Source organism: Paraburkholderia antibiotica, from assembly GCF_012927125.1.
Lineage (GTDB): Bacteria > Pseudomonadota > Gammaproteobacteria > Burkholderiales > Burkholderiaceae > Paraburkholderia > Paraburkholderia antibiotica.
Genome location: NZ_JABBFZ010000002.1, coordinates 481,824 through 507,451, shown reverse-complemented (window position 1 = coordinate 507,451; position 25,628 = coordinate 481,824). Strand labels below are relative to the sequence as shown.

At 64.9% G+C, this 25,628-nt stretch carries 20 protein-coding genes; 18 read left to right on the top strand and 2 right to left on the bottom strand.

What is annotated here, in order from left to right:
* Window positions 1-303: 303 nt before the first annotated feature.
* Window positions 304-702, bottom strand: a complete 399-nt coding sequence (locus HHL14_RS06320) for a 4a-hydroxytetrahydrobiopterin dehydratase (protein WP_169496701.1) — start codon at window positions 700-702, stop codon at window positions 304-306.
* A gap of 429 nt (window positions 703-1,131) precedes the next feature.
* Between HHL14_RS06320 and HHL14_RS06315 the strand changes: the two genes are divergently transcribed.
* The 14 genes from HHL14_RS06315 to HHL14_RS06250 all read left to right on the top strand — a co-directional run bounded on the left by HHL14_RS06315 (window position 1,132) and on the right by HHL14_RS06250 (window position 14,203).
* Entirely contained in the window at window positions 1,132-2,949 is a 1,818-nt protein-coding gene (locus HHL14_RS06315; RefSeq protein WP_169496700.1) for a methanol/ethanol family PQQ-dependent dehydrogenase, read from the top strand.
* A 163-nt stretch (window positions 2,950-3,112) separates the two neighbouring features.
* Complete coding sequence (locus HHL14_RS06310; protein WP_169496699.1) at window positions 3,113-3,532, top strand: c-type cytochrome; 420 nt, start codon at window positions 3,113-3,115, stop codon at window positions 3,530-3,532.
* Window positions 3,533-3,564: 32 nt separating this feature from the next.
* Window positions 3,565-4,470: a substrate-binding domain-containing protein gene (locus HHL14_RS06305; protein ID WP_169496698.1), complete on the top strand. Its 906-nt coding sequence runs from the start codon at window positions 3,565-3,567 to the stop codon at window positions 4,468-4,470.
* Window positions 4,467-5,258, top strand: coding sequence for a hypothetical protein (locus HHL14_RS06300; protein WP_169496697.1), 792 nt, complete (start codon window positions 4,467-4,469; stop codon window positions 5,256-5,258). Before HHL14_RS06305 ends, HHL14_RS06300 begins: the two co-directional genes overlap by 4 nt.
* A 289-nt stretch (window positions 5,259-5,547) precedes the next feature.
* Window positions 5,548-5,853, top strand: a complete 306-nt coding sequence (locus tag HHL14_RS06295; RefSeq protein WP_407945265.1) for a carboxymuconolactone decarboxylase family protein — start codon at window positions 5,548-5,550, stop codon at window positions 5,851-5,853.
* A gap of 41 nt (window positions 5,854-5,894) precedes the next feature.
* A complete protein-coding gene (locus tag HHL14_RS06290; protein ID WP_206002232.1) occupies window positions 5,895-6,860 on the top strand; it encodes a LysR family transcriptional regulator in 966 nt (321 codons plus the stop codon).
* A 163-nt stretch (window positions 6,861-7,023) separates the two neighbouring features.
* Complete coding sequence (locus HHL14_RS06285; protein WP_230412935.1) at window positions 7,024-7,611, top strand: DUF3280 domain-containing protein; 588 nt, start codon at window positions 7,024-7,026, stop codon at window positions 7,609-7,611.
* Between the two features lie 239 nt (window positions 7,612-7,850).
* The gene (locus HHL14_RS06280; protein ID WP_169496694.1) at window positions 7,851-8,873 is read left to right on the top strand and encodes an AAA family ATPase; all 1,023 of its coding nucleotides are present in this window, start codon (window positions 7,851-7,853) and stop codon (window positions 8,871-8,873) included.
* A gap of 23 nt (window positions 8,874-8,896) precedes the next feature.
* Window positions 8,897-9,760: a DUF58 domain-containing protein gene (locus HHL14_RS06275; RefSeq protein ID WP_169496693.1), complete on the top strand. Its 864-nt coding sequence runs from the start codon at window positions 8,897-8,899 to the stop codon at window positions 9,758-9,760.
* A 68-nt stretch (window positions 9,761-9,828) separates the two neighbouring features.
* Window positions 9,829-10,767: a calcium incorporation protein MxaA gene (locus tag HHL14_RS06270; protein WP_230412934.1), complete on the top strand. Its 939-nt coding sequence runs from the start codon at window positions 9,829-9,831 to the stop codon at window positions 10,765-10,767.
* Window positions 10,764-11,750 carry a vWA domain-containing protein gene (locus HHL14_RS06265; protein WP_169496692.1) on the top strand — a complete coding sequence of 329 codons (987 nt, stop codon included), beginning with the start codon at window positions 10,764-10,766 and terminating at the stop codon, window positions 11,748-11,750. The genes HHL14_RS06270 and HHL14_RS06265 overlap by 4 nt, the downstream gene beginning before the upstream one ends.
* Window positions 11,747-12,328, top strand: a complete 582-nt coding sequence (locus HHL14_RS06260) for a tetratricopeptide repeat protein (protein WP_169496691.1) — start codon at window positions 11,747-11,749, stop codon at window positions 12,326-12,328. The genes HHL14_RS06265 and HHL14_RS06260 overlap by 4 nt, the downstream gene beginning before the upstream one ends.
* Entirely contained in the window at window positions 12,325-13,320 is a 996-nt protein-coding gene (locus HHL14_RS06255; protein ID WP_169496690.1) for a vWA domain-containing protein, read from the top strand. Before HHL14_RS06260 ends, HHL14_RS06255 begins: the two co-directional genes overlap by 4 nt.
* A 319-nt stretch (window positions 13,321-13,639) precedes the next feature.
* A complete protein-coding gene (locus tag HHL14_RS06250; protein ID WP_169496689.1) occupies window positions 13,640-14,203 on the top strand; it encodes a hypothetical protein in 564 nt (187 codons plus the stop codon).
* A 63-nt stretch (window positions 14,204-14,266) separates the two neighbouring features.
* Here the strand turns inward: HHL14_RS06250 and HHL14_RS06245 are convergent, their stop codons facing one another.
* Entirely contained in the window at window positions 14,267-15,241 is a 975-nt protein-coding gene (locus HHL14_RS06245; RefSeq protein WP_169496688.1) for a GlxA family transcriptional regulator, read from the bottom strand.
* 149 nt (window positions 15,242-15,390) lie between these two features.
* On the opposite strand from HHL14_RS06245, the gene HHL14_RS06240 reads away from it, so the two are divergent.
* The 4 genes from HHL14_RS06240 (at window position 15,391) to imm45 (ending at window position 25,551) form a co-directional block, all read left to right on the top strand.
* On the top strand, window positions 15,391-16,071 hold the full coding sequence (locus HHL14_RS06240) for a DJ-1/PfpI family protein (protein ID WP_169496687.1): 681 nt from the start codon (window positions 15,391-15,393) through the stop codon (window positions 16,069-16,071).
* A 245-nt stretch (window positions 16,072-16,316) separates the two neighbouring features.
* Window positions 16,317-16,757 carry a zinc-finger-containing protein gene (locus tag HHL14_RS06235; RefSeq protein WP_169496686.1) on the top strand — a complete coding sequence of 147 codons (441 nt, stop codon included), beginning with the start codon at window positions 16,317-16,319 and terminating at the stop codon, window positions 16,755-16,757.
* A gap of 326 nt (window positions 16,758-17,083) precedes the next feature.
* Window positions 17,084-25,228 (top strand): hemagglutinin repeat-containing protein, encoded by an 8,145-nt coding sequence (locus tag HHL14_RS06230; protein WP_169496685.1) that lies wholly within the window; start codon window positions 17,084-17,086, stop codon window positions 25,226-25,228.
* Window positions 25,225-25,551: an Imm45 family immunity protein gene (gene imm45, locus HHL14_RS06225; RefSeq protein WP_169496684.1), complete on the top strand. Its 327-nt coding sequence runs from the start codon at window positions 25,225-25,227 to the stop codon at window positions 25,549-25,551. The genes HHL14_RS06230 and imm45 overlap by 4 nt, the downstream gene beginning before the upstream one ends.
* Window positions 25,552-25,628 lie beyond the last annotated feature (77 nt).

Here is a 25,628-nt window from a genome sequence, read left to right as displayed (position 1 = left end):
ACGCGCGTGAAAGGGCCGCCGATGCGGTGTTCGGGCGGCTCGTGCCTGGTGTGGAGGGGGGCGCGCCACATTGCGCGGCACATCGCCCCGCGCGTAGTTGCGTGCTCGCGCGGACGCTATGTGACGCGGAAGGTGCACTGTGTCACCCGCTGTTGCATCCGGCGGGCGGGCGCTGTGCGTTGCCGCCGGCGGGTCGTTCGTGTTTCGTTGGCGCGTCGTGGCGTTGCCACGTTGCCGCGCGACCGGGCGAATCGATGCGCGGCTAAGCGGCCAAGCAGCCAGGCAGTTGATCTCGGCGCGCCCTCAACTCCCGTCGGCAGGTTTCGGCGCGTCGTACTTGATATAGCGGAAGCGCTGGTCGTCGGCCGGTGTGCCTTCGAGCGGCCCGCCTTCGAGCCCAGGTTGCCACTGGATCACCGACTCGATCTTGCCGGCGAGCGCGAAGTCCTTGTCGGTGATGCCCTTCGCGCTGTGGGTTTTGAGCTTCACGATCACGAACGCGTAGGAGACCGTCAGATCCGGGTGATGCCACGCGGCCTCCGCCAGATGGCCGATCGTGTTGACCACCATCAGCGTGCCTTTCCAGCTCTCGGTGCGGTATTTGCGCCGCAGCCAGCCGTCCTCGACATACCAGTGCTGCAACGGACCGACGAGGCGTTGCCGGATCTCGTCGTCGGAATAGACCTGCTCGGTGTTGCTCATGGCGGGGGCTCCTAGAAGGCGCGAATCGTTCGTCGAACGAAGCACTGCCGCAGGTAGCGTGCCCATGCTGCGGCGCACGATTCGCAAAGGACACGTTTCGTATCACGGAAGTGACACAGTATGTGCCGCTCGCCGTGACGAACCAGTTCAAGGTTGCCACATCGCGCCGCGTCGCGTGCGACATGCGGGCGGCGCGCGTCGGCCTTTAGACGGACGCACCTCTTGCGGCGCGGCCCGCGCGAGTCGCGTGTTTCGACGCGTTCGCGCTGGCCGGCATGGAATATGCGTTTGCCGTTCATGCGTCGCGAAGCCCGACATCGAATCGGGATAGCACGTTAATCGTTACCTGTACTCGAGAAGGCGCGCACGATGCGACGAGGTAGCGTGGGTCATTCGTGAGTTGAACAGCAGGACAATTCTGGAGGAGACATGAACTTACGCACTGTGGTTCTTGGGCTCGCGATCCTCGCATCGGCAGGCTTTTGCTCGCTGGCTGCACAGGCTGATTCGCAGCTCGATGGACTGATGAAGAACCCCGCCAACTGGGCGGCCCAGGCAGGCGACTATGCGAATCACCGCTATAGCCCGCTCAAACAGATCAACGAGAACAACGTCGGCAAACTCCAGGTCGCCTGGACCATGTCGACGGGCGTGCTGCGCGGTCACGAAGGCTCGCCGCTCGTGATCGGCGACACGATGTACATCCATTCACCGTTCCCGAACAAGGTGATTGCGATCAACCTGAAGGACCAGACCTTCATCTGGCAGTACCAGCCGAAACAGGACGACCAGGTCGTCTCCGTGATGTGTTGCGATACCGTCAACCGCGGTCTCGCGTATGGCGACGGCAAGATCTTCCTGCAACAGGCCGACACCAAGCTGGTCGCGCTGAACGCGAAGACCGGCGACGTGGTGTGGACCGCGCAGAACGGCAATCCGAAAGCGGGTGAAACCAACACCAACGCGCCGCACGTATTCGGCGACAAGGTGCTGACCGGCATCTCGGGCGGCGAGTTCGGCGTGCGCGGCCGGCTGATCGCGTACGACATCAAGACCGGCAAACCGGCCTGGACCGCGTACAGCACCGGTCCCGACAACGAGATGCTGCTCGATCCGCAAAAGACCATGACGTATACCGACGGCAAGATGGTGCCGGTGGGCGCGGACTCGTCGCTGAAATCGTGGAAGGGCGATCAGTGGAAGCTCGGCGGCGGCACCACGTGGGGCTGGTATGCGTGGGATCCAAAGCTGAACCTTGTCTACTACGGTACCGGCAATCCGGGCACATGGAACCCGACGCAACGTCCGGGCGACAACAAATGGTCGATGTCGATCTTCGCGCGCGACCTGAATACCGGCAAGGCTCGCTGGGTCTATCAGATGACGCCGCACGACGAATGGGATTATGACGGCGTCAACGAAATGATCCTGTCCGATCTGACCATGGACGGCAAGAAAGTCCCTGCGATCGTCCACCTCGACCGTAACGGTTTCGGCTATACGCTCAATCGTGAAACCGGCCAGCTGCTGGTCGCGCAGAAGTACGACCCGGCGGTGAACTGGGCCGATCGCGTCGATCTGCAAAGCGGCCTGCCGATTCGTAATGCGGCGTATTCGACCCAGGCGGCCGGTTCCGATCACAACGTGAAGGGCATCTGCCCTGCGGCGCTCGGTTCGAAGGACCAGCAACCGGCCGCGTTCGATCCGAACACGAGTATGTTCCTCGTGCCGACCAACCACGTTTGTATGGATTACGAACCGTTCGATGTCGACTACGTGTCGGGCCAGCCGTATGTCGGCGCGACGCTGTCGATGTATCCGGGCCCGAACGAGAACAACGCGATGGGCAACTTTATCGCGTGGGATGCGAGCAAGGGCAAGATCGTCTACTCGAAGCCGGAGAAGTTCTCGGTGTGGTCGGGTGTGTTGGCCACTGGCGGCGGCATTGCGTTCTACGGCACGCTCGAAGGCTACCTGAAGGCGGTTCGCATCAAGGACGGCAAGGAACTGTGGCGCTTCAAGACGCCGTCGGGAATTATCGGCAACGTCTTTACCTATGAGTACCAGGGCAAGCAGTACGTCGGCGTGTATTCGGGCATCGGCGGCTGGGCCGGCATCGGCATGGCGGCCGGGCTGGAAAAGTCGAACGAAGGTCTGGGCGCGGTCGGCGGCTATCGTGAGCTCGCGAAGTACACGGCGCTCGGCGGCACGCTGTTCGTGTTCGCGATCCCCAATGAAAAGAGCTGATGTGATGGCCGCATGAGCGGCCGGCCGGTGCGTCCTTCCCCTGTGCGCGCCGGCCGTGCCGTTCACCCCGCAGTACCCGTAGTCAGTCAACGCGCGCGCCGCCGATGCATTCGTGAAGCGCATCGACGGCGCGCGCCCATCGAGTAGAGAAGGAGACATGTGCATGAAAGGCCGATCAATCCTGTTGCTCGCGGCAGTACCCGCAGCACTCGTCCTGTTACCCGTCGCGTACGCGCAGAACAATCCCTCGATTGCGCAGGTCGCGTACAAGGTGGTCGACGGCAGCAAGGTCGACAGTAATACGCTGCAGGGATGGAAGACGTGGCGCGCGCTCGCTTGCGAACGCTGCCATGGCGCGCAACAGCAGGGTATGGTCGGACCGTCGCTGATCGACGCGTTCAAGACGCTCGACAAGACCGAGTTTCATCGCACGGTGTTTGGCGGACGGGTCGAGAAGGGCATGCCCGATTTCAGCTCGAGCCAGATGATGCAGAAGAACTGGGAAAACCTGTATGCGTATCTGAAAGGGCGCTCCGATGGTCAGATCAAGCCGGGCGATCTGCAGGCCATCGATGCTAAATAGCGCTGGTGCAGTCATTCCTTCGGAGGCTCACGATGCGTGATAAGCGAAGCATGTCCGTGCATGTCACCGTTATCGCCGCCGCGCTTTGCGGCGCGGCGTTAGCGAGTGCGGCGGTCCGGGCCGACGGCCCGGAGTTGCCCAATAACGATGGCGCGGACGGCGTGCTCAGAGTATGTGCGGACCCGAACAACATGCCGTTGTCGAACGACAAGGGCGAGGGCTACGAAAACCGTATCGCCAGCCAGATGGCGAGCGACTTCGGCTACAAGCTCGAATACACGTATTTCCCGCAGCGCATGGGCTTCGTGCGCCATACGTTGCGCGAGAAGGCCGAGGGCAGCGAGCGCTTCAAGTGCGATCTGATCATCGGCGTGCCGAAGGGCTACGACATGACGTCGACCACGCAGGCGTATCTGCGCTCGACCTATGCGATGGTGCTGCCGAACCGGCCCGAGTTCGCCAGCATCAAGACCCCCGACGATCTGCTCAAGCTGCCGCCCGACCAGTTGCACAAGCTGCGCTTCGGGATCTTCTCGCAGACCCCGGCGGTGGACTGGCTGCTCGGCCATAACCTGATCGACCAGGCGGTGTCGTATCGCGTGCAAAGTGGCGATCCGGCGCAATACCCGGGGCAGATGATCGAACAGGATCTGAGCGCCGGCAACGTCGACGTGGTGTTCCTGTGGGGGCCGATCGCCGGCTACTTCGCCAAACGCGCCGGCGATTCGGTGCGGCTCGTGCCGTTCCCCGCGCAGCCCGGCATCCGTTTCGACTACACGATCTCGATGGGCGTGCGTTACGGCGAGAAGGCCTGGAAGGACAAGGTGGATCAATGGATCGGCGCGAATCACGACAAGATCGACGGCATTCTCGCGACCTATCAGGTGCCGATGCTCAAACCGGTCGACGTGCCGAAGCCCGGCGAAACGCCGCAATGACGGCGGCGCGAGGCGGCTGGCTTCGCGCGGCGGCCGCCGCGCTGACGTGGACGGTCTGCGCGCTGTGCGTGCTGCCCGCCGCCGCGCGCGCGGCAAGCGATGCGAGCGGTGGTGCTGTCGCTGGTGCGAGCGCGCCCGGCACCGGCGACATCACGGCGGCCGAGCGGCTGATCTTTCTCACCGATCATCTGCACGGCGTGGCCGCGCAGACCGAACTCGACTACGCGCTGATCGATTCCGCGCAGCCGTCGCGCAGCGCCGACACCGTCAAGGTGCTGGTGGTGAGCCCGGACAACGCGAAGACCGATGCCCAGGTGTCGGACCATAGCGGCAGTGTGCCGTTGCCGGTCGGTGGGCTGCAGTGCAATCCGGCGATCATCTATTTTCTCGAGCACGACATCGCGGAGATGCAGGGACTCACCGGCGGTCAGCGCCGCTATTTCCAGCAGCGTCTGCGGCTCGCGCTCGCCGCGGGGCCGCAGGTCGAGAGCGTGTCGAGCGAGGTCGGCGGCAAACCGGTCAACGCGCGGCGCATCGTCGTGCAGCCTTATCTGAACGATCCGAACGCGGCGCGCTTCGCGCAATACACGGCCAAGCGCTACACCTTCGTGCTCGCCGACGGCGTGCCCGGCCAGATCGTGCAGATCCGCACCGACGTACCGGGCCCGAACAACGACTTCGCGCATCCGGCGCATACGGAGACGCTGAGCTTCCAGTCGGTGCTGCACAAGCTGCCGTCGGGCAAGGCGCCGACGAAGCCGTCGAATGCGCCGCGGGCGAGCCGCTGACGGGCTCGGGCGGAGGCATCGTCGAGTCGGCGAGTTGCGGTGTCGCCCGGTCGCCGGCATGCGCGGCAGCCGTTAAGTCGCACGGTCGCGGGCCGATGGATCGCCCGCGCGTCGGGCCGCGCGGGAGTTCGCCGCCGCTGATCGGCTGATTCGCGAGGCCATTGAACGCACGCGCCGCGCGCAGTCTTCTCGGGCAGCACGCCGCGCGGGCCCGGCATCCCCCACTTCGTTTCACTTCGCATGGAGCGCCTGCATGTTGATCGATACCAACGACTACACCCCCAAGCTGATGGAAGCCATCGGCAAGCTCGGCGCCGCCGCGCCGGCCACACTCGCGGGCTTTCAGGCGCTCGACGGCGCCGCTGCCAAAGGCGGCAAGCTCGACGCGAAGACGCGCGAGCTGATCGCGCTCGCGGTCGCGGTCACCACGCGTTGCGACGGCTGCATCGCCGTGCATAGCGCGGCCGCCGTGAAGGCGGGTGCGAGCCGCGAGGAAGTGGCGGAGGCGTTGTCGGTGGCGATCGCGCTGAACGCGGGCGCGGCGCTCGTCTATTCCGCACGCGCGCTCGATGCGTTCGGCCAGCAAAGCGGCTAGTTCCAATGCAGAACGAGCGCCAGGGGGCGAACCGCATCAAGCTGAATTTCGTTCGCACGCTGACGCTGCGGCAGTTGCAGATTTTCGTGGTGGCGAGCCGCTACACGAGTTTCGCGCGCGCGGCGGAGGAGCTGCATCTGACGCAGCCGGCGGTGTCGATGCAGATTCATCAACTCGAGGACGCGGTCGGGTTGAAGCTGTTCGAGCGCATCGCGCGCAAGCTCACGCTGACCGAGGCGGGCGAGGTGCTGACCCATCACGCGAGCCGCATTCTCGGCGAGATCAAGGACACCGAGGACGCGATGATGTCGCTGAAGCAGGCGGACAGCGGCTCGATCAACGTCGGCATCGTCAGTTCTGCGACCTATTTCGCGCCGAAGCTGCTGGCGATGTATTCGCATCTGTACCCGAAGGTCGATATCCATTTCTCGGTCGGCAATCGCGACGCGCTGCTGCGGCTGTTGCAGGACAACGCGATCGATCTCGCGATCATGGGACGCCCGCCGCCGGAACTCGACACCACCGCCGAGCCGCTCGCGAGTCATCCGCAAGTGCTGATCGCACCGCTCGATCATCCGCTGAGCGGCGCGCGCCGCTTCGATCTGCAGGAGCTGCGCGGCGACACCTTCCTGTTGCGCGAACCGGGTTCGGGCACGCGCATGGCCGCCGAGACGATGTTTCGGCAGCATCTGTTCACGCCCGCGAAGACTGTCACGCTCGGCAGCAACGAGACCATCAAGCAGGCGGTGATGGCGGGCATGGGCGTGAGCCTGATTTCGCTGCATACGCTGCAGCTGGAATTGCGCACTGGCGAGATCGCGTTGCTCGACGTGAACGGCACGCCGATCGAACGCACGTGGCAGATCGTGCATTTGCGCTCGAAGCAGCTGTCGCCGACCAGCACGATGTTCCGGCAGTTTCTGCTGGAGCACGCGGCGTTGCATCTGGAGCAGGAATATGCGGCGTTTACGGGCCGCCTCGGTAAGGTGGCGGTGAGCGCGGAGTGATAGGGCGATGAGCGGGTTGCGTGAGGGCTTATTCGATCGGGACGGGGTGGCGACAAGGACCACGCATGGGTCTGTGCGATGGATTGCGCAGCGGACTGTGCATCGGCTCGGGCGTTGCGCGCTGGTGCTGTGCGTGACCGTGAGCATAAGCATGAGCATGAGCATGAGCGGTTCTCGGGCGTTCGGCATCGCGGCGGCGCGGGCCGAAGCGGTGCCGGCCGCTGTCTCCATCGCGGTGATGAACTGCGGATTGATCGACGACAACGCCGCCTACAACGATGCCGACACCAACCGTCAGCAGGCCGCGCGCATCGTCAAGGTCAGCGATACGGTGCGCGCGCAACTGGATGCGAGCGGGCGCTATCGCGTCGCCGACAATAGCCACGCGGCCGAGTTGATCGCAAAGCTCGGCGCTGGCCAGGACCTCACCACCTGCGATGGCTGCGCACGCCAGGTCGGCCGCGCGCTCGGCGTCGAGCAGGTCGGCGTGTGCTGGGTGCAGAAGGTCAGCAACCTGATTCTGAATCTGAACCTGCGCGTCGAGGACGTGGCGAGCGGCAGGATGCTGTTTCAGCGCTCGGTCGATATTCGCGGTAATACCGATCTGTCGTGGCAGCGCGGCGCGACCGCGCTGGTCGGTTTGCTGGTGCACGACGACGCGAAGGCAGTCACACACACCCATTCGAACAACGCGAACACTCCCACGAACCCCGCCACGAACGCGCCGACTTCCGCCAGCACCGCACGTTGACCACGCCAGCGAGCCTCGACACCACGCCCGCTTCCACCGCGACACACCCTCCGCCGATGGCACAGTCTGTACCCGGATCTCGTGACAGGATGCCAACGCGCCACGCTCGCGCGAGCCCCGCACGCTCGTTCGCCTGACCGGCATAAAGCGTGCTTGAGCAGAACGCTGGCGAATCAGAAGCGCGTCGACGGGCGAGCGGCGCGCAACCCAGGCCACGGCCAGCGAAGGGGAACGCAGCGATGGTGTCAGACGAACAGCTTCAGGACTGGCGGGCTCACGCGGAGCAGATCGAAACCGAAGTCGCGAAGGTCGTGGTCGGCCAGCGGCAGACCCTGAGGCTCATCAACATCGCGTTGTTCGCCCGTGGCCACGTGTTGCTCGAAGGTGGCGTCGGGGTCGGCAAGACCACCGTGTTGCGCGCGTTCGCGCATGTGGTCGGCGGCGACTTCGAGCGCGTCGAAGGCACCATCGATCTGATGCCGGGCGACCTCGTCTATCACACCTACGTCGATGCCGACGGCAAACCGCGTATCGAGCCGGGCCCGCTGCTGCGCCACGGCGAGCAGTTGACCACCTTCTTCTTCAACGAAATCAATCGCGCGCGTCCGCAGGTGCAATCGCTGCTGCTGCGCGCGATGGCCGAGCGGTCGGTGTCGGCGTTCGGCCGTGAGTACCGCTTCCCGCACATGACCGTGTTCGCCGACCGCAACAAGGTCGAGAAGGAAGAGACCTTCGAGCTGGCATCGGCGGCGCGCGACCGGTTTCTGTTCGAACTGAACATGCCGACGCCCGACGAGACCGACGCGCGTCGCGCATTGGTGTTCGACACACGCTTTCACGACGTCGACAGTCTGCTCGCGCAACTGACGGCGTCGATCGTGCCGTGGGAACAGCTGAACCGGATCGGCGCGGCGATCCAGCAGAGCGTGCAGGCGAGCGAGGCGATCGAGCGTTATGTGCTCGACATCTGGCAGGCGACCGAAACGCCGGCGCGCTTCGGCATCGCGCTCGACGGCGTCGACATGCAACAACTGATTCTCGCCGGCGCGAGTCCGCGCGGCATGAGCGCGCTGCTGCGGGCCGCGCGCGTGGTCGCGTGGCTCGCGGGTCGCTCGCATCTGCTGCCGGAGGACGTTCATGAAGTGCTGCTGCCGGCGCTTGGGCATCGGGTGTTCTTCACGCCGATCTACGAGTTGCGTCGCCAGGAACTGGCCGAAGCGCTGATCGCGCAGGTCGTGGGCCAGGTCGCTGTGCCGCGATGAACGCCCGCGCGCGCTGAACCATCATGAACGGCATCGCGGAATTTCACTACCGTTTGCCGACGCGTGCCGGCGGCGCGCGGCCCGGCTCGCATCCCGGCGCGAGCTTCGGCTCGGGCCAGCAGTTCGCGATGCACGGTCGCCTGTTCGACTACCCGGACCCGCGTCGCCTCGATCTGCGCGCGAGCCTGCGCGCGGCGCGCTCCGAGTGGCTGGTGCGGGTCAACCTGCAGCGCGTCGCGATCCAGGTGATCGTGATCGTCGATGTGTCGGCGTCGATGCAGTTCGGCAGCCTGCGAAGCAAGCTGCAGGTCGCCGCCGATTTCGTCGAAGCGCTTGGCTACAGCACGTTTCGTGTCGGCGACCGGCTCGGCATGCAAGCCTTCGACAGCGGCGAGCGCGACGATCTGTTCATGCCGCCGCGCACGGGTCGCGGCACTGGCAATCTGCTCGCGACGATGCTGCGCGACTGCACGAGTCACGCAGCCGGACGCGGCGCGGTGGCGGGCTTGCGGCACTGCGTGAACCGCGTTGCCGGCCGCCAGGCGCTGGTGTTCATCGTGTCCGACTTCCACTGGCCGCTCGCGCAGTTGCCGCCGGTGCTCGACATGCTGGTGCACGCATGTGTGGTGCCGATGGTCGTGTGGGACGAGGCGGAGATCGCGCCGCCGCGTCGCGCGCCGTTGCTGGCCGTCAGCGATGCGGAGTCCGGCGAGGAGCGTCGGCTGTGGTTGAGCCGCGATATGCGCGAGCGTTGGCGCGAGGGCGTCGTGCAACGCCGCGCCGAACTCGCGACGGTGTTCGGCGCGCGCGGCATGGAGCCGTTTTACGTTGAAGGCGCGTTCGATCCGCAAGCGCTGTCGCGTTACTTTCTGGAGATGACGGCATGAGCGCGCGCGGGTGGAAGAAGGGCCTCGTGCGTCGTGGTGCTCGGGCGCGAGTGAAGGGTATGACGCGCATGCAAAGATTGGCCCGTCGGCTGGGCGCGCTGCTGCTCGGTCTCGCGTGTGGCGTGGGGATGGTGGGCGTGGCGGAAGCGGCTGATGCGGCGAGCGCGGCCGGCGGCACCAGCAGCGACGCGGCGACCAGCGTGCCCGCCACGGTGCAGGAGCCGCGCGCATTCGGCTACGTGCTCGGCGACGTGCTGACGCAACGCGTGCTGCTGCAGGCGAACGGCAGGAGCGTCGGCGCGGTCGAGCCGCCGTCGATCGGCCGCACCGGCCTGTGGCTCGAACGCCGGCCGGCGTCGCTCGAAACCGATACCGACGGCCGCACGTGGATGGTGATCGGCTATCAGGTCGTCAACGCGCCGCAGACGCTCACGCAGATCGCGCTACCCGCGATAACGCTGATTTCGGCGAGCGGCACCCAATTGCAGATCGCCGAATGGCCGGCGAGCATCGGACCGCTGACGCCGCCGAGCGCGTTCGCCGCCGGCGATCTGACGTCGCTACGGCCGGACCGCGCGGCGCCGTTGCTGCCGACGGCCGGTCTGCGTCGGCAGATCGCGTGGGCGTTCGGTCTGCTGCTCGCGACGCTGCTGGGCTGGGCCGGCTGGTGGGGGTGGCGCAACCGGCGCGAGTCGGCGCGACTGCCGTTCGCGCGCGCGTGGCGGCAGATGCAGCGCGTGCCGGACCCGCAGGCGGCGGCCTCGAGCGATGCGTGGTTCTGCCTGCATCGCGCGCTCAACGAAACCGCCGGACAGGTCGTGCACGCGGGCTCGCTGCCGGCGCTGCTCGCGCGCGCGCCGCATCTGCAACCGCTGCGCGCGCAGCTCGAACATTTCTACCAGGTGTCGGCGGCGCGCTTTTTCGAACCCGCTTCGCAGGTCGGCGCCTTTCCGTTGCAGGCGCTGTGCCGCGCGCTGTATCGCGCCGAACGGCGTCACCAGCGATGACCACGCGTTTCGACTTCGCGTTGCCGTGGCTGCTGATCCTGCTGCCGCTCGCGGTGCTGCCGTTGCTGCGGCGGCGCAGCGATACGCTGGTGTTCGCGAGCGTCGCGTGGCTGCCGACCGATCACGTCGGCCGCTGGGTCGGCTGGCTCGAACGCGGTTGCGCGACGCTTGCGATCGCGTCGCTGGTGGTGGGGCTCGCGCAGCCGGGCCGCTCGCAACTGCAGGTGCTGCGCACCGGTAGCGGCGCGCAGATCCTGATCCTGATGGACCGCAGCGCAAGCATGGACGAACCGATGGGCAGCAAGGGCGTCGAGGCGCCGCGCGGCGAGTCGAAGAACAAGGTGGCGCGCGCCGCGCTGACGCGCTTCGTCGAGCTGCGGCCCAACGACCGGCTCGCGCTGATGATGTTCGGCACGAGCCCCGTGCTGGCGATGCCGTTCACGTACAACCATCGCGTGATCGACGCGGCGGTCGCGGCGACGGCGATCGGCCGCGGCATGCCCGACACGCAGCTCGATCGCGGCATGCTCGCCGCGCTCGCGCAGTTCGACGGCCGGCCGTCGTCGGGCAAACGCGCGATCGTGCTGGTGTCCGACGGCGGCGCGCGGCTCGACGAGGCGGTGCAGAAACGCATCCGCGAGGGCTTGCAGCGCGAGCGCATCGCGCTTTACTTCATCTATCTGCGCAGCAGCGTCTACAGCCCCGATCTGAACGCGACGCCACCGGGCGGTGCAACCTCGGCCGAAGCGGAGCTTCATCGCTTCTTTCTGACGCTCGGCACGCCGTACCGGCTGTTTCAGGCCGAGGACGCGAAGGGGATGATGGCGGCCATCGCGGAGATCAACCGGCAGCAGAACGCGCCGACCACGTTCATCGAGCATCTGCCGCGCCAGGACCTGAGCCTGTATTGCTTCGCGCTCGCGTTGCTGGGCTCGGCGCTGCTCGTGCTATTGCATACGTTGCAGGTCAGGAGCTGGGCATGAAGCGCACGCTGATTCACGCGATGTTCGGAAGCGTCGCCGTCTGTTGCGCGGTGTGGGCCGCGTATGGCTGGACGCGTCTTCAGCACGTGGAGCGGGTCAACGCGGCGGTGGCGGCGGCGAATATGCCGGGCGGCGACTCGCGTGCTGATTCTCACGCCGATCCGCGAGAACATGCCGGGCTCGACGACGCGCGGCAGGTTCAGCTCGCGCGCGCGATGGCGCTGTCGAAAGCGGGCGCCTACGAGCAGGCCGCGCGGCTCTATAACGGCCTGTTCCACGAAGGCGTGCCGCTCGACGACGTCGGCCGCGCGGCGCTGTTCGATCTCGGCAATCTGTATCTGCGCCAGGGCAGCAGCGACGGCACCGCGCATGCGCTGCGATCGCTCGTGATGGTCGGCGAGGCGAAGGCGCGCTACCGGCTGGTGCTGCGCGCCGCGCCCGACGACTGGGACGCGCGCTACAACCTCGAGCGCGCGCTGTGGCTCGCGCCGGAAACCGGCGCCGCGTCCGACCGGCCCGACGTGAAGGAGCAGCACAACATCAAGCTGCGGGATCCACAAAGCCAGGATCTGCCATGAGCGGCGCGACGCCCGAACGCGGCTTCGCGAGGGTGCGCCCGTGGCTGACGCCGCTCGCGCTCGTCGCGTTGATCGCGGCGCTCGCACTGCCGGATGCGACGCTGCCGCGCGATACCTTCGACTACATCGTTTCGTTCGACATCACGCAGAGCATGGACGTCGAGGACGTGATGCTCGACGGCCAGCCGGTCAGCCGGCTGAAGTTCGCCCAGACGGCGATGCGCGATGCGCTCGGCCGGTTGCCGTGCGGTTCGAAGGTGGGCTGGAGCATCTTCACCGGGCAACAGACGCTGCTGTTGCTGGCGCCCGTCGAAGTGTGCGGCAATTACGATGCGCTGCTGGCGTCGCTCGATGGGATCGACGGCCGCATGCGCTGGACCAACTGGAGCCGGATTGCCGAGGGCGGCGTCTACTCGGCGGTGCGCGTTGCACAGAGCGTCGGCGATGGCGCGGCTATCGCGTTCGTCACCGACGGCCAGGAGGCGCCGCCGGTCGCGGCCTCGCGCGCGCTGATGCCGGACATCAACGCGGCGCGGATCAAGGGCTGGCTGATCGGCGTGGGCGGCGACCAGCTCGCCGCGATTCCGAAGTCCGACGCCGACGGCCACCGGCTCGGCTACTGGCAGGCCGACGACGTGATCCAGATCCCCACCAAGCCGGGGCTCAAGGTGCAGGAGCCGACGCACGAGGAGCTGTCCTCGTTGCGCGGCGAGTATCTGGCGTCGGTGGCATCGCAAACGGCGCTGAGCTATCGGCGTCTCGTGGCCGCGACCACGATGGGCGACGCGCTGCTGGATGCGCGTTTCGCGCGGCGCGAACCGGTGCCGACCGATTTGCGCTGGGGGCCCGCGCTGCTCGCGTTGATCCTGCTCGTCGTGCGTTTCATGCCCGATCGTGCGTGGGCGTGGTTGCGCGCTTGCCCGCAACGCATTCGAACGGTCGTTTGGCGGCGCGCGAGGATTGCGGGTGACGGCCGCGCGCAGGCGCAATGAAACCGGTCGAATGAAACCCTTAGATAGAAGACGTTGACTCTGCAACGATCGCGGAGAGCGGCGTGCAAGACTTGCCGGTCCTGTGCGACTCGAACGATATCGCCGCCGGTGCGCGCCGGTCATTTATGCGCTGGCAGCGCTTTCACCTCGCGTCGTCCGGCCGACGCACTCGCCGCGATATGCCCGATACCTCACACTTTGACCTACCGCTGCGCAATTGACTGACTACAATGGGTGAATGCCGACTCGGCGGCAGGGCGGCCGGTTCACACTGAACGGTTAGTCATGTGACGTTTCAATTCCTTCACGGGAGGCATGCATGACGTGCCCGAACGAGAGGATTGTCGCAGCGATATTCTTCGTGCTGAGCGGCTCCGCGGTCGCGGGCGGCCTGGCCGGTGATGCGCCCGCGCCGATGATAGTCGCGAACATCGTCGCGTTGCCCGTCGAAGTGGTGCCGCCTATTCCCGAACCGCAGCGCTATTTTCAGCAGCAGCGCTATGCGATGGAGTATCAGTCGATCCAGGACAAGCCGTTCTATGCGCAAATCGAGAACTTCTATAGCGCGGACGTGACGCACGACGTGCGGCTGGGCGGCGCGAAGGCGTTGGCATCGTCGGGGCCGCAGTTCGCGCCGGTGTTCGAGAGCGAGGCCGCGGTTGGCGACGCGCAGCACACCGTCAATCCTCTTCGCCTGAGCGCGGCGACGGGGCTGCAATTGTCGATCGTGCAGATGAACGGCTCGACGTTGTCGATCGGCTCGTCGCCGCAGCGACGACTCTCGCTGACGATCGACGACTGGGTTTTCTCCGGCACCGCGCGCGTGGCGATTCTTCATTCGCACGATACGGGCGCGACGTTGATCGTGCGGCACGGGTTCTGAGGTGACGCGGCCGATTGCGCGCGATACGCGTTAGTCAACTTCGCTTCTTGCGCTTTATCCCGACTATCCCGACGAAAACCGCTCGCGATACGTCTGCGGCGCGACGCGCAACAGACGCACGAAACTGCAGCGCATCGTTTCCTCGCTGCCGAAGCCGCAACGCGCGGCGATCCGTTTGATCGACCATGAGGTTTCGCTGAGCAGACGCTGCGCTGTTTCGATGCGTAGCTGCTCGACCGCGCGCGCGGGCGTGCGGCCCGTTTGCGCCTTGTAGTGGCGCATGAAGCTGCGCTCGCTCATATGCAGGCGGCGCGCGAGCGCGGGGACCGACAGGTCGGCGCTCAGATGCGAGGCCATCCATGCGTGCAAATCGCCGAAGCGGTCGTCGGCGTTTTGCAGCGACAGCGTCGCGCTGAATTGCGACTGGCCGCCGGGCCGCTTCAGAAACACGACGAGTTCACGCGCGACGTCGAGTGCGAGCGCGCGGCCGTGGTCTTCCTCGAGCAGCGCCAGCGCGAGATCGATGCCCGCGGTGACGCCCGCCGACGTCCAGATCGCGCCATCACGGATGAAAATGGGATCGGTTTCGACACGCAGTTGCGGATAGCGTTGCGTGAGTTCATCGCAGCGCGCCCAATGTGTGACGACGCGCCGGCCATCCAGCAGCCCGGCCTCGGCGAGCAGGAACGCACCCGAACAGACCGACGCAACGCGTCTTGCACGCGGAGCTTCGCGTTGGGTCCAGCGGATCAGACGGGAATCGGCCAGCGCGGCGTTGATGCCGAAACCGCCGGGCACGATCAGCGTATCGAGCGGCCCCTTCGCCGAGCGTATCGAACCGGCGACCAGCGCAAGCCCTGCCGACGACGTGACCGGCCCGGCTTCGGCCGCCACCGCGCGCGGCGCATATAGCGGCGCAAGTCCGCGTTGCGCGGCGAGTTCGTTGGCGGACGCGAACACCTGCAGCGGACCGCTGACGTCGAGCAGTTGCACGTTGGGGAAGGCGAGCAGCACGACGGAGCGGGGTTCGCTGGACATGATGAGGCGCGACAGTGCGTGTAGACGAGCGTGGCAGAAATCAAGGGGTGAATGGCAGTCTCGCCAAAGACTACCTGCATAGAATCGATCCGTCCATCTGCAAGAATTTTTCACGCGCGGTTCGATTCTTCCTTCGATAAGGTGTCCCTATGAAACTGCAAATCGGTTTTCTGGTATTTCCGCAAGTCCAGCAGCTGGATCTGACCGGTCCGCACGATGTGCTCGCCTCGTTGCCCGGCGCAACCACACATCTGATCGCGAAGACGCTGGAGCCGGTGGCGTCGAGCAACGGGTTGGTGCTGACGCCGACCACGACCTACGAAAGCTGCCCGCCGCTCGACGTGATCTGCGTGCCGGGCGGCGGTGGCGTGACGGCTTTGCTGCGGGACGGGCAGACGCTCGACTTCGTGCGCAAGCAGGCCGCGAACGCGCGCTATGTGACGTCGGTCTGCACCGGCGCGTTGCTGCTTGGCGCGGCAGGTCTGTTGCGCGGGCGACGCGCGACCACACATTGGGCGTTTCATGCGTTGCTGGAACCGCTCGGCGCGATACCGACGCATGCGCGTGTCGTGCGTGACGGCAATCTGATCACCGGCGGCGGCGTGACGGCGGGCATCGATTTCGGGCTCACCGTTGCCGCCGAACTCGCGGGAGTGGAAGAGGCCCAGGCCATCCAGCTCGAACTCGAATACGCGCCGGCGCCGCCGTTCGATGCGGGCGATCCGGAGACGGCACCGTCAGCGGTGGTGGAGCTCGTGAAGCAACGCTCGGCCGAAGGGTTGGCGGCGCGACGGCGAATGGTGATGGAGATTGCGCAGGGGCGCGGCTGAGTTCCAACCAAGGTTCAGCTGAGAGCCAGTGTGCAGGATGGCTTGCGATTGACCGGTCGATTCGGGCGTCGACCGGCGCGTTGGCTAATTCAATTCGCCTGCGCTTGCACTTGCGCCACGGCATTCTCAGGTGTAGACGGATACCTGTAGGCAAGCGCATTCCATTAAACTGTCTGGCCTTTCCCAGTTTCCGCCAGCCGGATTGATGTGATGAAGTACTGCGACTTTGCCCCGGAGACATCTCCATGCGCGTAGGCAAGCCCGTCAAGGCCGTGCCGCAGCCGTCCTGCGACTACTGCGGCAGCCGCGCGTTGCTCGTGCGTTATGGCGACGAGCCTTATCCGTATCGCGGCGATCAGGGGCCGCTATGGATGTGCACTGACTGTCAGGCGTGGATCGGCGTGTATGCGCGCAGCAAACACAACCTGCCGCTCGGTCGTCTCGCCGATGCGAGATTGCGCGACGCGAAGAGCAAACTGCACGATGCGCTGGAGCCTCTCGTGGCGGGAAAGGTGCGCCGCGACGGCGTCAATGCGTTCGAGGCGCGCGCCAAGGCGATCCGCTGGGTCGCGACCGAACTCGGCTTCGATCCCGTGCCGCCGAGTATTCACGCGTTCACGCCTGAACAATGCGAGGAAGCGCTGCGTTATGTCGAGGCTTTTGTCGAGGCTCGAAGGGCTAAGTAACGGGGTATGCCGTTCATGACGAGCCTGCTTTGAATCGCGGATAAAAGTCGCGATGAATGCCGGCTCCAATGAGCGGGAGCGATTGGGCAGCAGCTCATAGCGGCATACGGCAATTGGAATGATCAACCTGATTGGCCGCATTTCCCTTTTCCTTGATATGTATTTAGCATAAATATATTTAGATAATATATTTATGCGAGTCTATAGGAGAAGTCCGATTTCTTGTTTTATGTGTTTATTCCGGCTTTTATAACATTTGTTAACTGATTGAAATGTTTATTGGCGGTATTTTCCGGAGGGTCGAATAAAAATCCACGCTACACCAAATGAACACGAATACGTTCCGGCTGGTTTTCAGCCGGTTCCGGGGCATGCTGGTTGCCGTTGCGGAAACGGCGACGGGCTACGGCAAGTCGAATCGCGGTGAAACACGGGCAACTACGGCGGTTCGTCGCATCACACTGTTTGCAATGCGCCATGCGGCTTTTGCCGCGCTGGCATTAGCCGGATTCGCGCCCGCGCTCTCCGATGCGCAGATCGTCCCTTCCGGCGCGCATGCGCCGGGAGTGCTCAATACCGCGAATGGTCTGCCGCAGGTCAATATCAACAAGCCGTCCGGCGCGGGCGTATCTTTAAATACGTATTCGCAGTTCGATGTCCAGAAAAACGGCGCGATCCTGAATAACTCGCCGGTTATCACCGGGACGCAACAGGCTGGGCAGATTAATGGTAATCCGAATTTCGGCGCGAACGATGCCGCGAAGATTATCGTCAATCAGGTCAACAGCAATAATCCGTCGCTGCTGCGCGGCTACGTCGAGGTCGCGGGCCAGAAAGCGAATGTGGTCATTTCGAACGCTTCGGGCATCGTGGTCGATGGCGGCGGCTTTATCAATACGACGCGCGGCATTCTCACGACTGGCAATCCGCTGATCGATGGTAATGGCAATCTCACGGGCTTTAACGTCACGGGCGGCACGATTACCGTTCAGGGCGACGGCTTCAATGCATCGGATATCGACCAGGTCGACCTGATTGCGCGCGCGGTGCAGGCGAATGCGGCGATCTATGCGAACACGCTGAACGTCGTTACCGGCGCGAACAACGTCGATTATGCGAGCCTCAATGCAACGCCCATCGCGGGCACGGGCGCAGCGCCCGGTGTCTCCATCGACGTGTCGCAACTAGGCGGCATGTACGCGAACTGGATCGTGCTGGTAGGCACCGAGAACGGCGTGGGCGTCGCGAATGCAGGGAAGCTTGCCGCGCAGGCCGGCGATCTCACGCTCACGGCCTCGGGTCAACTCGTCAACACGGGCAAGCTGACGGCGAGCGGCAACCTGGGCATTACTGCAGGCAGCATCGCGAACAGCGGCACGATTGCCGCGCAGCAGGATACGACGATCAACGCGGGCAGCGTCGCGTCGACCGGGCTACTCGGCGCGGGCGTCAACAGCGATGGAACGCTCGGTACGGCGGGCAATCTGTCGGTGACATCGGCGGGTCTGCTCTCGGCGACCGGGCAGACGATCGCAGCTGGCTCGGTCACGCTGTACGGCGTCTCGCTCGACCTCACGGGTGCACAACTCTCGGCGGTCAGCGCACTCGCACTCACGGCGACGGGCGGCGATCTCGCTCTTGCCGGCGCACAGGCGACGGCGGGCAGCACGTTCACGGCGAACGCAGCGGGCACGCTCGATACCAGTAGTGCGAAGCTCGGCAGCGGCGGCGCGATGCAACTGTCGGCGGCGTCGATCAATAGCGCGTCCGGTCAGGTCGTGTCGGGCAGCACCCTGAACGTGCAGAGCGCGGGTGCGCTGGATAACCGGCAGGGCATCCTGCAGGCTGCTGGTCAGGGCACTGTCGCTGCGGGTTCGGTGGACGACACGGGCGGTCAGATCCTCTCGCTGAATAGCGATGGCCTGACGCTCAGCGCGAGCGGCGCGTTGACCAATGGCGCGGGCGGCGTTATCGGCGGCAATGGCGACGTGAGCCTGACGGCGGGCACGGTCACGAACGCTGGCGAAGTGTCGGCGCTCGGCAATGTCGCGCTCGATGCGCAGACCATCCGCAACGACGGCGGCACGGCGATAGCGGGCGGCACGCTCACGGCGCGGGCGAATGGCGCGCTGTCGAACGTGCAGGGGCAGCTGTCCGGTGCCGACGTGACGGTGTCGGGCACGTCTATCGATAACACGTCTGGCCAGATCGTCGGGACGCAGGTTGCCGTGTCGGGTATGGGGACGCTGACAAACCGGAACGGCGCGATTGTTGTCGATGGCGCAGATGGTGCATTGGCCGTCACGGTCTCAGGCATCGATAACACGGCCGGCACCATCGCGAACACCGGCACGGGCGCGACGACCGCCACCGCGACGACGGTGACGAACACGGGCGGCGTGCTGGGCGGCAACGGCGATGTAACGGTGAACGCGCAGACGCTGACGAACGACTCGGGCGCGCAACTCGTGGCCGCAGGCGCGGCGAACCTGAACGTCACGAACCAGCTCGACAACGCGGGCGGTCTGCTTTACGGCGGCACGGCGCTGAACCTGAACCAGCCAGGCGCCGCGCTCGATAACACCGGCGGCGCGATCGAGGGCGGCCAGGACGTGTCGCTCGCGGTCGCATCGATGACGAACACGGGCGGCACGGTAAGCGCGAACCGGGATATCAGCGTGAGCGGCGCACTGTTGGGCGGCGGCGCGATGATCGCGGGCCGCAACCTGACACTCGCGCTCGAAGGCGATTTCGCCACCGACGCGGCCAGCGTCCTGCACGCCGACAACAACCTGACGCTCGCCACAGGCGGCACGCTGACCAATACCGCGACGCTCGAAGCGGGCAACGCGCTGACGCTCAACGCGGCCAACGTGGTGAACGCCGCGGGCGCGGACATCAATGCAGCGGCGACCACGCTCAACGCCAGCGGCGCTATCACGAACGCGGGCACGATCGAAGGTGATGCCGTCACGACGAACAGCGCGAGCCTGACCAATACCGGCGCGGTGATCGGCAACAACGTGATCGTGAACGCGACTGACGTGACGAACGACGGCGCACAGGCTGTCATCGCCGGGGCGACGTTCGTCGGTATCTACGCGGTGAATTCGCTGACGAACGCCGATGCCGCTCTCATCTACAGCGGCGGCAACATGGAACTCGCGCGCGACAGTATGCGCGATTCGTCAGGATTACTGGCCAATCAGACCGGCACGATCACGAACAGCGGCTCGACCATCGAAGCTGCGGGCGATATCGACGTGGCCGCGCATACGCTGACCAACGAGCGCACGGGTGTCGTGACGGAAGCCGGGACGCCGGTCACGACAACGGGGCCGACGCTGACCTTCTGGTCGGCCGGCATTCCGGTTGACCAGCTGGGCACTTACCGCAGCCTGCTCTATGAGCAGTGGAACATCATCGCAGGGGCCATCGGCTCGGCCGCGGTCCAGCAACTGGCGAAGCCGATCACGGTGACGCTGCCCGCGGACCAGGTTACGAACATCGACACGTCCGCGCAGACGTTCTCGCTGACCACGCCGCTGACCGACGTCTACAGAAGCTATGCGTTTGCCGCCGAGACCGAAACCCGCGTCATCACGAACAACGCGACGCAGTACTACCAGAGCCTCACGCAGAACGCCGACGGCACGGTCACGATTGCGTTCTACCCGGACTACGATCCTGCGGTAAACATCGCGCCCGACCAGGTACGGGTCAATACGACGCTTGGCAGCGACGGCCACGATTACGTCGAGCTGAGCCGTACCGCCACGACGACCACGACCACCGACCAGCTTATCAACGCAGGCACGGCGGCCACGATCCAGGCGCAGGGTTCGATCCGCGTCAACGCGGATGGCGGCACGATCGACAACCAGTCGTCGACGATGGCCGCAGGCGGCGACCTCGTACGCCGCGCGACAGGCGGTGCGGTGAATGACACCGGCACCTTGCTCCAGCAGACCGGCACGGAAACCGACGTCTCGACGTTCTACTGGCACCAGAAAACCGGCGACAGCACCGATACGCAGACCGTCAACGACGATGCGGTTCCGCTGCCGGCCACCACCGTGGCCTCACTGCCCGCCATCGCGACGGCGGGGCAGGCCGTGCAGACCAATGCCGCCGACATCAACATCGGCACAGTGGATCGCGTCGGCCAGACGGTCACGGGCGCGGGCCCGGCCGTCAGCGACGCAACGGGCACACTGACCGGATCCCGTCCGCAAACCCTGGGCAATGTCGGCGACGGCATTCCGGGCCTCACGCTGCCCGCCAACGCGCTCTACTCGTACAACACCGCGCCCGGTGCGTCCTATCTCGTCGAGACCGATTCGCGTTTTACCAGCTATACGAAGTTCATTTCGAGCGACTACATGCTCGCTCAGCTCGGTCTGAATCCGCAGCAGGTCGAAAAGCGCGTTGGCGACGGGATGTACGAAGAACAGCTGGTGATGAATCAGATCACGCAGCTGACTGGCCGCACGTTCCTCGGTGGCTATACGTCGAATCTGGACGAATACACCGCGTTGATGAGCAACGGCGTGCAGTCCGCGCAGGCGTTCAATCTGACGGTGGGCATCGGCCTGACCGATGCGCAGATGGCCGCGCTGACGACCGACATCGTGTGGCTCGTCAACCAGACAGTCACGCTGCCGGACGGCACGACGCAGACCGTCCTCGTGCCGAAACTTTATCTTGCGCAGTCGAACACAGTCGATCTGCAGGATAGCGGCGCGCTGGTCGCGGGCCACAGCGTGAGCCTGAACAGCACGGGCGACGTGACGAACAGCGGACACGTCGCGGGCGATGTCGCGACGACGGTGATCGGCAACAACGTGGTCAACCGTGGCGTGATCGGCAGCGGCGGTACCACCACGGTCGCCGCCGTGCAGGACGTGACGAATCTGGGTGGACGTATCGGCGGTGTCGATACGGTGGTGAGCGCGGGCCGCGATATCGTCAACGAAAGCTCGACCGCGCAGGCGTCGGTGAGTACGACGAACGGCGGCTTCTACTCGAACGCGAGCGGCATGGCGGTGCAGTCGGTCGGGACGATTTCCGCATCGGGCAGCGCGACGCTGGCGGCGGGTCGTGACGTGACCATCAACGGCGCGTCGGTGCAGAGCGGCGGCGACACGACGATTGCGGCCGGCCGCGATATCAACGTGGGTACCACGACGCTCACGGCGACGCAGGATGCTGGGACCACGGACGGCCTGAACGGCGGTCACACGACGGCCACGCATAACGTCGGCAGCACGATCACGACCGGTGGCAACCTGGTGACCGCGTCGGGCGGCAATACGACGCTGACCGACGCGCAGGTGCAGGCGGGCGGCGATGCGACACTGGTCGCGGGCGGCAACCTGACGGTGACGGCGGCGAAGGATACGGTGTCGTATAACGGCCAGTCGATGGGCGGATCGATTGCGCATCACAAGGATTCGACCTACGACGAGACCGCGCAGGGCAGCAACATCAACGCAGGCGGTAACGCGACGCTGGCGGCGGGTCAGTCCGGTACGGGCAACCTGTCGGTTCTCGGTTCGTCGGTGACGACGGGTGGCGTGAACGGTGCGACGGGCGGCGGCGTGACGCTGCAATCGGCCGGCGATATCACGGTAGGCGCGGTGACGGAAACGCACGATGCGGATCACTGGTCGCAGACGAACCATTCCAATGTGTTGTCGAGCGAGAAGGTCACGGACACGTCCACCTCGCATCAGGTCGCATCAGTCGGCTCGCTCGTATCGGGCGATTCCGTAGCGGCAAGTGCGGCGCACGACCTGAACATCAACGGCTCCACGGTTGCCGCGACGAACGACCTGACGTTATCGGCGGGCCACGACCTCAATATCACGACGACGCAGGACACCAGTCAGGGCAGCACCACGCACGAAGTGCAGGCGTCCGGTTTCGGCGCGATGAGTGGTGGCGGCGCGAGCATCAACTACGGCACGCGCGAAGAGAAAGACAACACGCACGACAGTAGCGTTACCCACAACGGCAGTCTGGTTGGTAGCACGAACGGCAGCGTCACGATGAGCGCGGGCAACGACCTGCATATCACCGGCAGCGATGTGATTGCCGCGCAGGATGTGACGGGCACGGGGACCAACGTCATCATCGACGCGGCCACCAACACGTCGCATCACGACGATTCGCAGGAGATGAAACAGAGCGGCTTCACGCTCGGGCTGGCGGGCAGCATCGGCGATGCGATCAACGGCGCGGTCCAGCAGGGCCAGGCAATAGCGAACGGCAGCGGCGACGCGCGCGCGACCGCGCTGCATTCGATTGCGGCCGCGGGCGATGCCGCGATCGCCGTGGCGGGTCTGACGGGCGGCGCGCTGGCCGGCAAGAACCCGACCATCGGCGTGCAGCTGAGCTTTGGCACCAGCTCGAGCAAAAACACCTTCAGCGAAGACCAGACCTCGCACACCGGCTCGACGGTGCAGGCGGGCGGGACGACGACGTTCGCCGCAACCGGCGACGGCACCGCGGGCTCGGGCAACCTCACGATTGCGGGATCGAACGTCAGTGCCAACGACGTGATACTGGCCGCGAAGAACCAGGTCAACATCGTCAATACGACCGATACCGATACGACGGCGAGCACGAACAGATCGTCGAGCGCGAGTGTGGGCATCTCGTACACGAATCAGGGCTTTGGTGTGTCGGCGTCGATGGCGAACGCGCATGGCGATGCGAACAGCGACGCTGCCATTCAGAACAATTCGCACGTGACTGGGGCGAACAGCGTCACGATCGTGAGCGGTGGTGACACGAACATCATCGGTTCGGATGTGGCCGGTGGGACGGTGAATGCGAACGTTGGCGGCAACCTGAACGTTCAGAGCGTGCAGGATACGACGGTGAGCACCGCGCATCAGAGTAGCGTGAGCGGCGGGTTCAGCATCAGCCAGGGCGGCGGCAGCGCGAGCTTTAGTGCGCAGAACGGGCATGCGGATTCGAACTATGCGCAGGTGAAGGAGCAGGCGGGAATTCTGGCGGGTGACGGTGGATTTAACATCAACGTCAAGGGCAACACGGACCTGAAGGGTGCGGTGATTGCGAGTACGGCGGAGGCGGAAAAAAACAGTCTGACGACGGGGACGCTGACGTTCAGCAACATCGAGAACGAATCGCACTACAGCGCGGCGAGTAATGGCATCAGCGCGGGCGGCGGTATCGGCGTGACGGGCAAGGCGATCGGCGAAGGTTCGGTGAGCGGCTCAGGTGCGCCGATACCGATGATCTCGCAGGACGAGAACGGCGACGAAAGCGCGACGACGCGTAGTGCCATCAGTACGGGCGCGATCAACATCACGAATCAGGCGGCGCAGACGCAGGACGTGGCGACGCTGAGTCGGGATACGACGGATACCAACGGGACGGTGTCGGCGACGCCGGATGTGAGCACGATCCTCTCGCAGCAGGCCGATGTGATGCAGGCCGCGCAGGCGGCGGGGCAGGTGGTGGCGCAGGGGATTGGTGCGTATGCGGATATGAAGCGGGATGAGGCAAAGGCGGCGGGGGACACGGCAACGGCGAATGCGTGGGATGAGGGTGGGACGAACAGAACGGCGCTGCATATTGCAGGCGGTGCATTGATGGGTGGGCTTGGTGGAGGCGGCTTTGGTTCGGCCGCAGCAGGTGCGGCGGGTGCAGGTATCGCAGCGTGGACGGCAGGTGATCTGAACCGGCTGGCTAACGGCACGCGGGACGCACTGGGTGGTGGTGATGCAGCGCAGATGGCGGGTAATGTGCTGTCCAACGTGATTGCGGGCGCGGGCGGATTTCTGATCGGCGGGACCGCGGGCGCATTCACGGCGAGCAATGCGGACCTCTACAATCGAAGCACAGGCAACGGTGACGGCCAGGGCAGCACGGCGAATTCGGCTGTGGATACTGTCAGCAATTCCGTTGCTGGGGTTTGGAACGGTCTTGTTTCGATAGGCGAGATGATCGCAAATACGCCGAACGGCGGGCCGTTTGCTTCGCCCGGCGATCCGGGGTATATCTCGGCGGATGGACTGCGTTTGCCCTATACGGCGGGCGATCAGGTTGGGCCGGGCGTGGAGTTCTTCGCGGCGGCGCTGGCGACCAAGGGCGCAGGAAAGGGAGCGACGGCTGAGGCAAAAGCACTCTCGGAAGCGGAAGCATTTGAAAGGTCTCTTGTTAATCTGCCGCCCGGAGAGCGGGTCGCACAGGTAAAACAGACTGCGCAGACTGTTGCTACTGACAATGGCTGGACCAAGGACTCGCAGCTCAGTCGCATCAACGGTCGGGATGTGTATCGGGCAGACGATGGAACCTTATATGCTGTTGATTCGCAGCATGGGCGCTTCGAGCAAGTCAACGGAAGAACCGGTGCACATATGGGTGAAGTGAGTATGCTGGATTTGCAACCTACCAAACCTGCGGATACGTCGGGGCAACACGACCTTAAATTGAAATGACGAACTGGAAAAAGCTGATTGAGAGCACCGACCCGGAAATGAAGCGCGGCACGTTGCTTCGTTTCGCTGCGGGGCAGCCATTCGAAAGCCATGTAGTAATGATGGTCTGCGAGGCTCCTGACAAGTCAGATCGACTTGGCCTGATAACGATCAGTGGTTATAAGGCTGGGATCAACTGTTATGTTGTGTTTCCAAAGGAAACTTCGCCCTATTATGTGTCGACTCGATGGCTAATCGACAACTGGCAGCTTTGGGTTTGGCCAGATGGTGATGTCAATGAAGTTGAAGTTCACGAGCCCCTAAATGCGTTAGAGATCGAATAAAAAAACAAACCCAGCCTTCGCGCTGGGTTTGCTGTTTATGGGTGTTGCTCAGTTGCGTGTGCTGCGTCGTTGCAGCA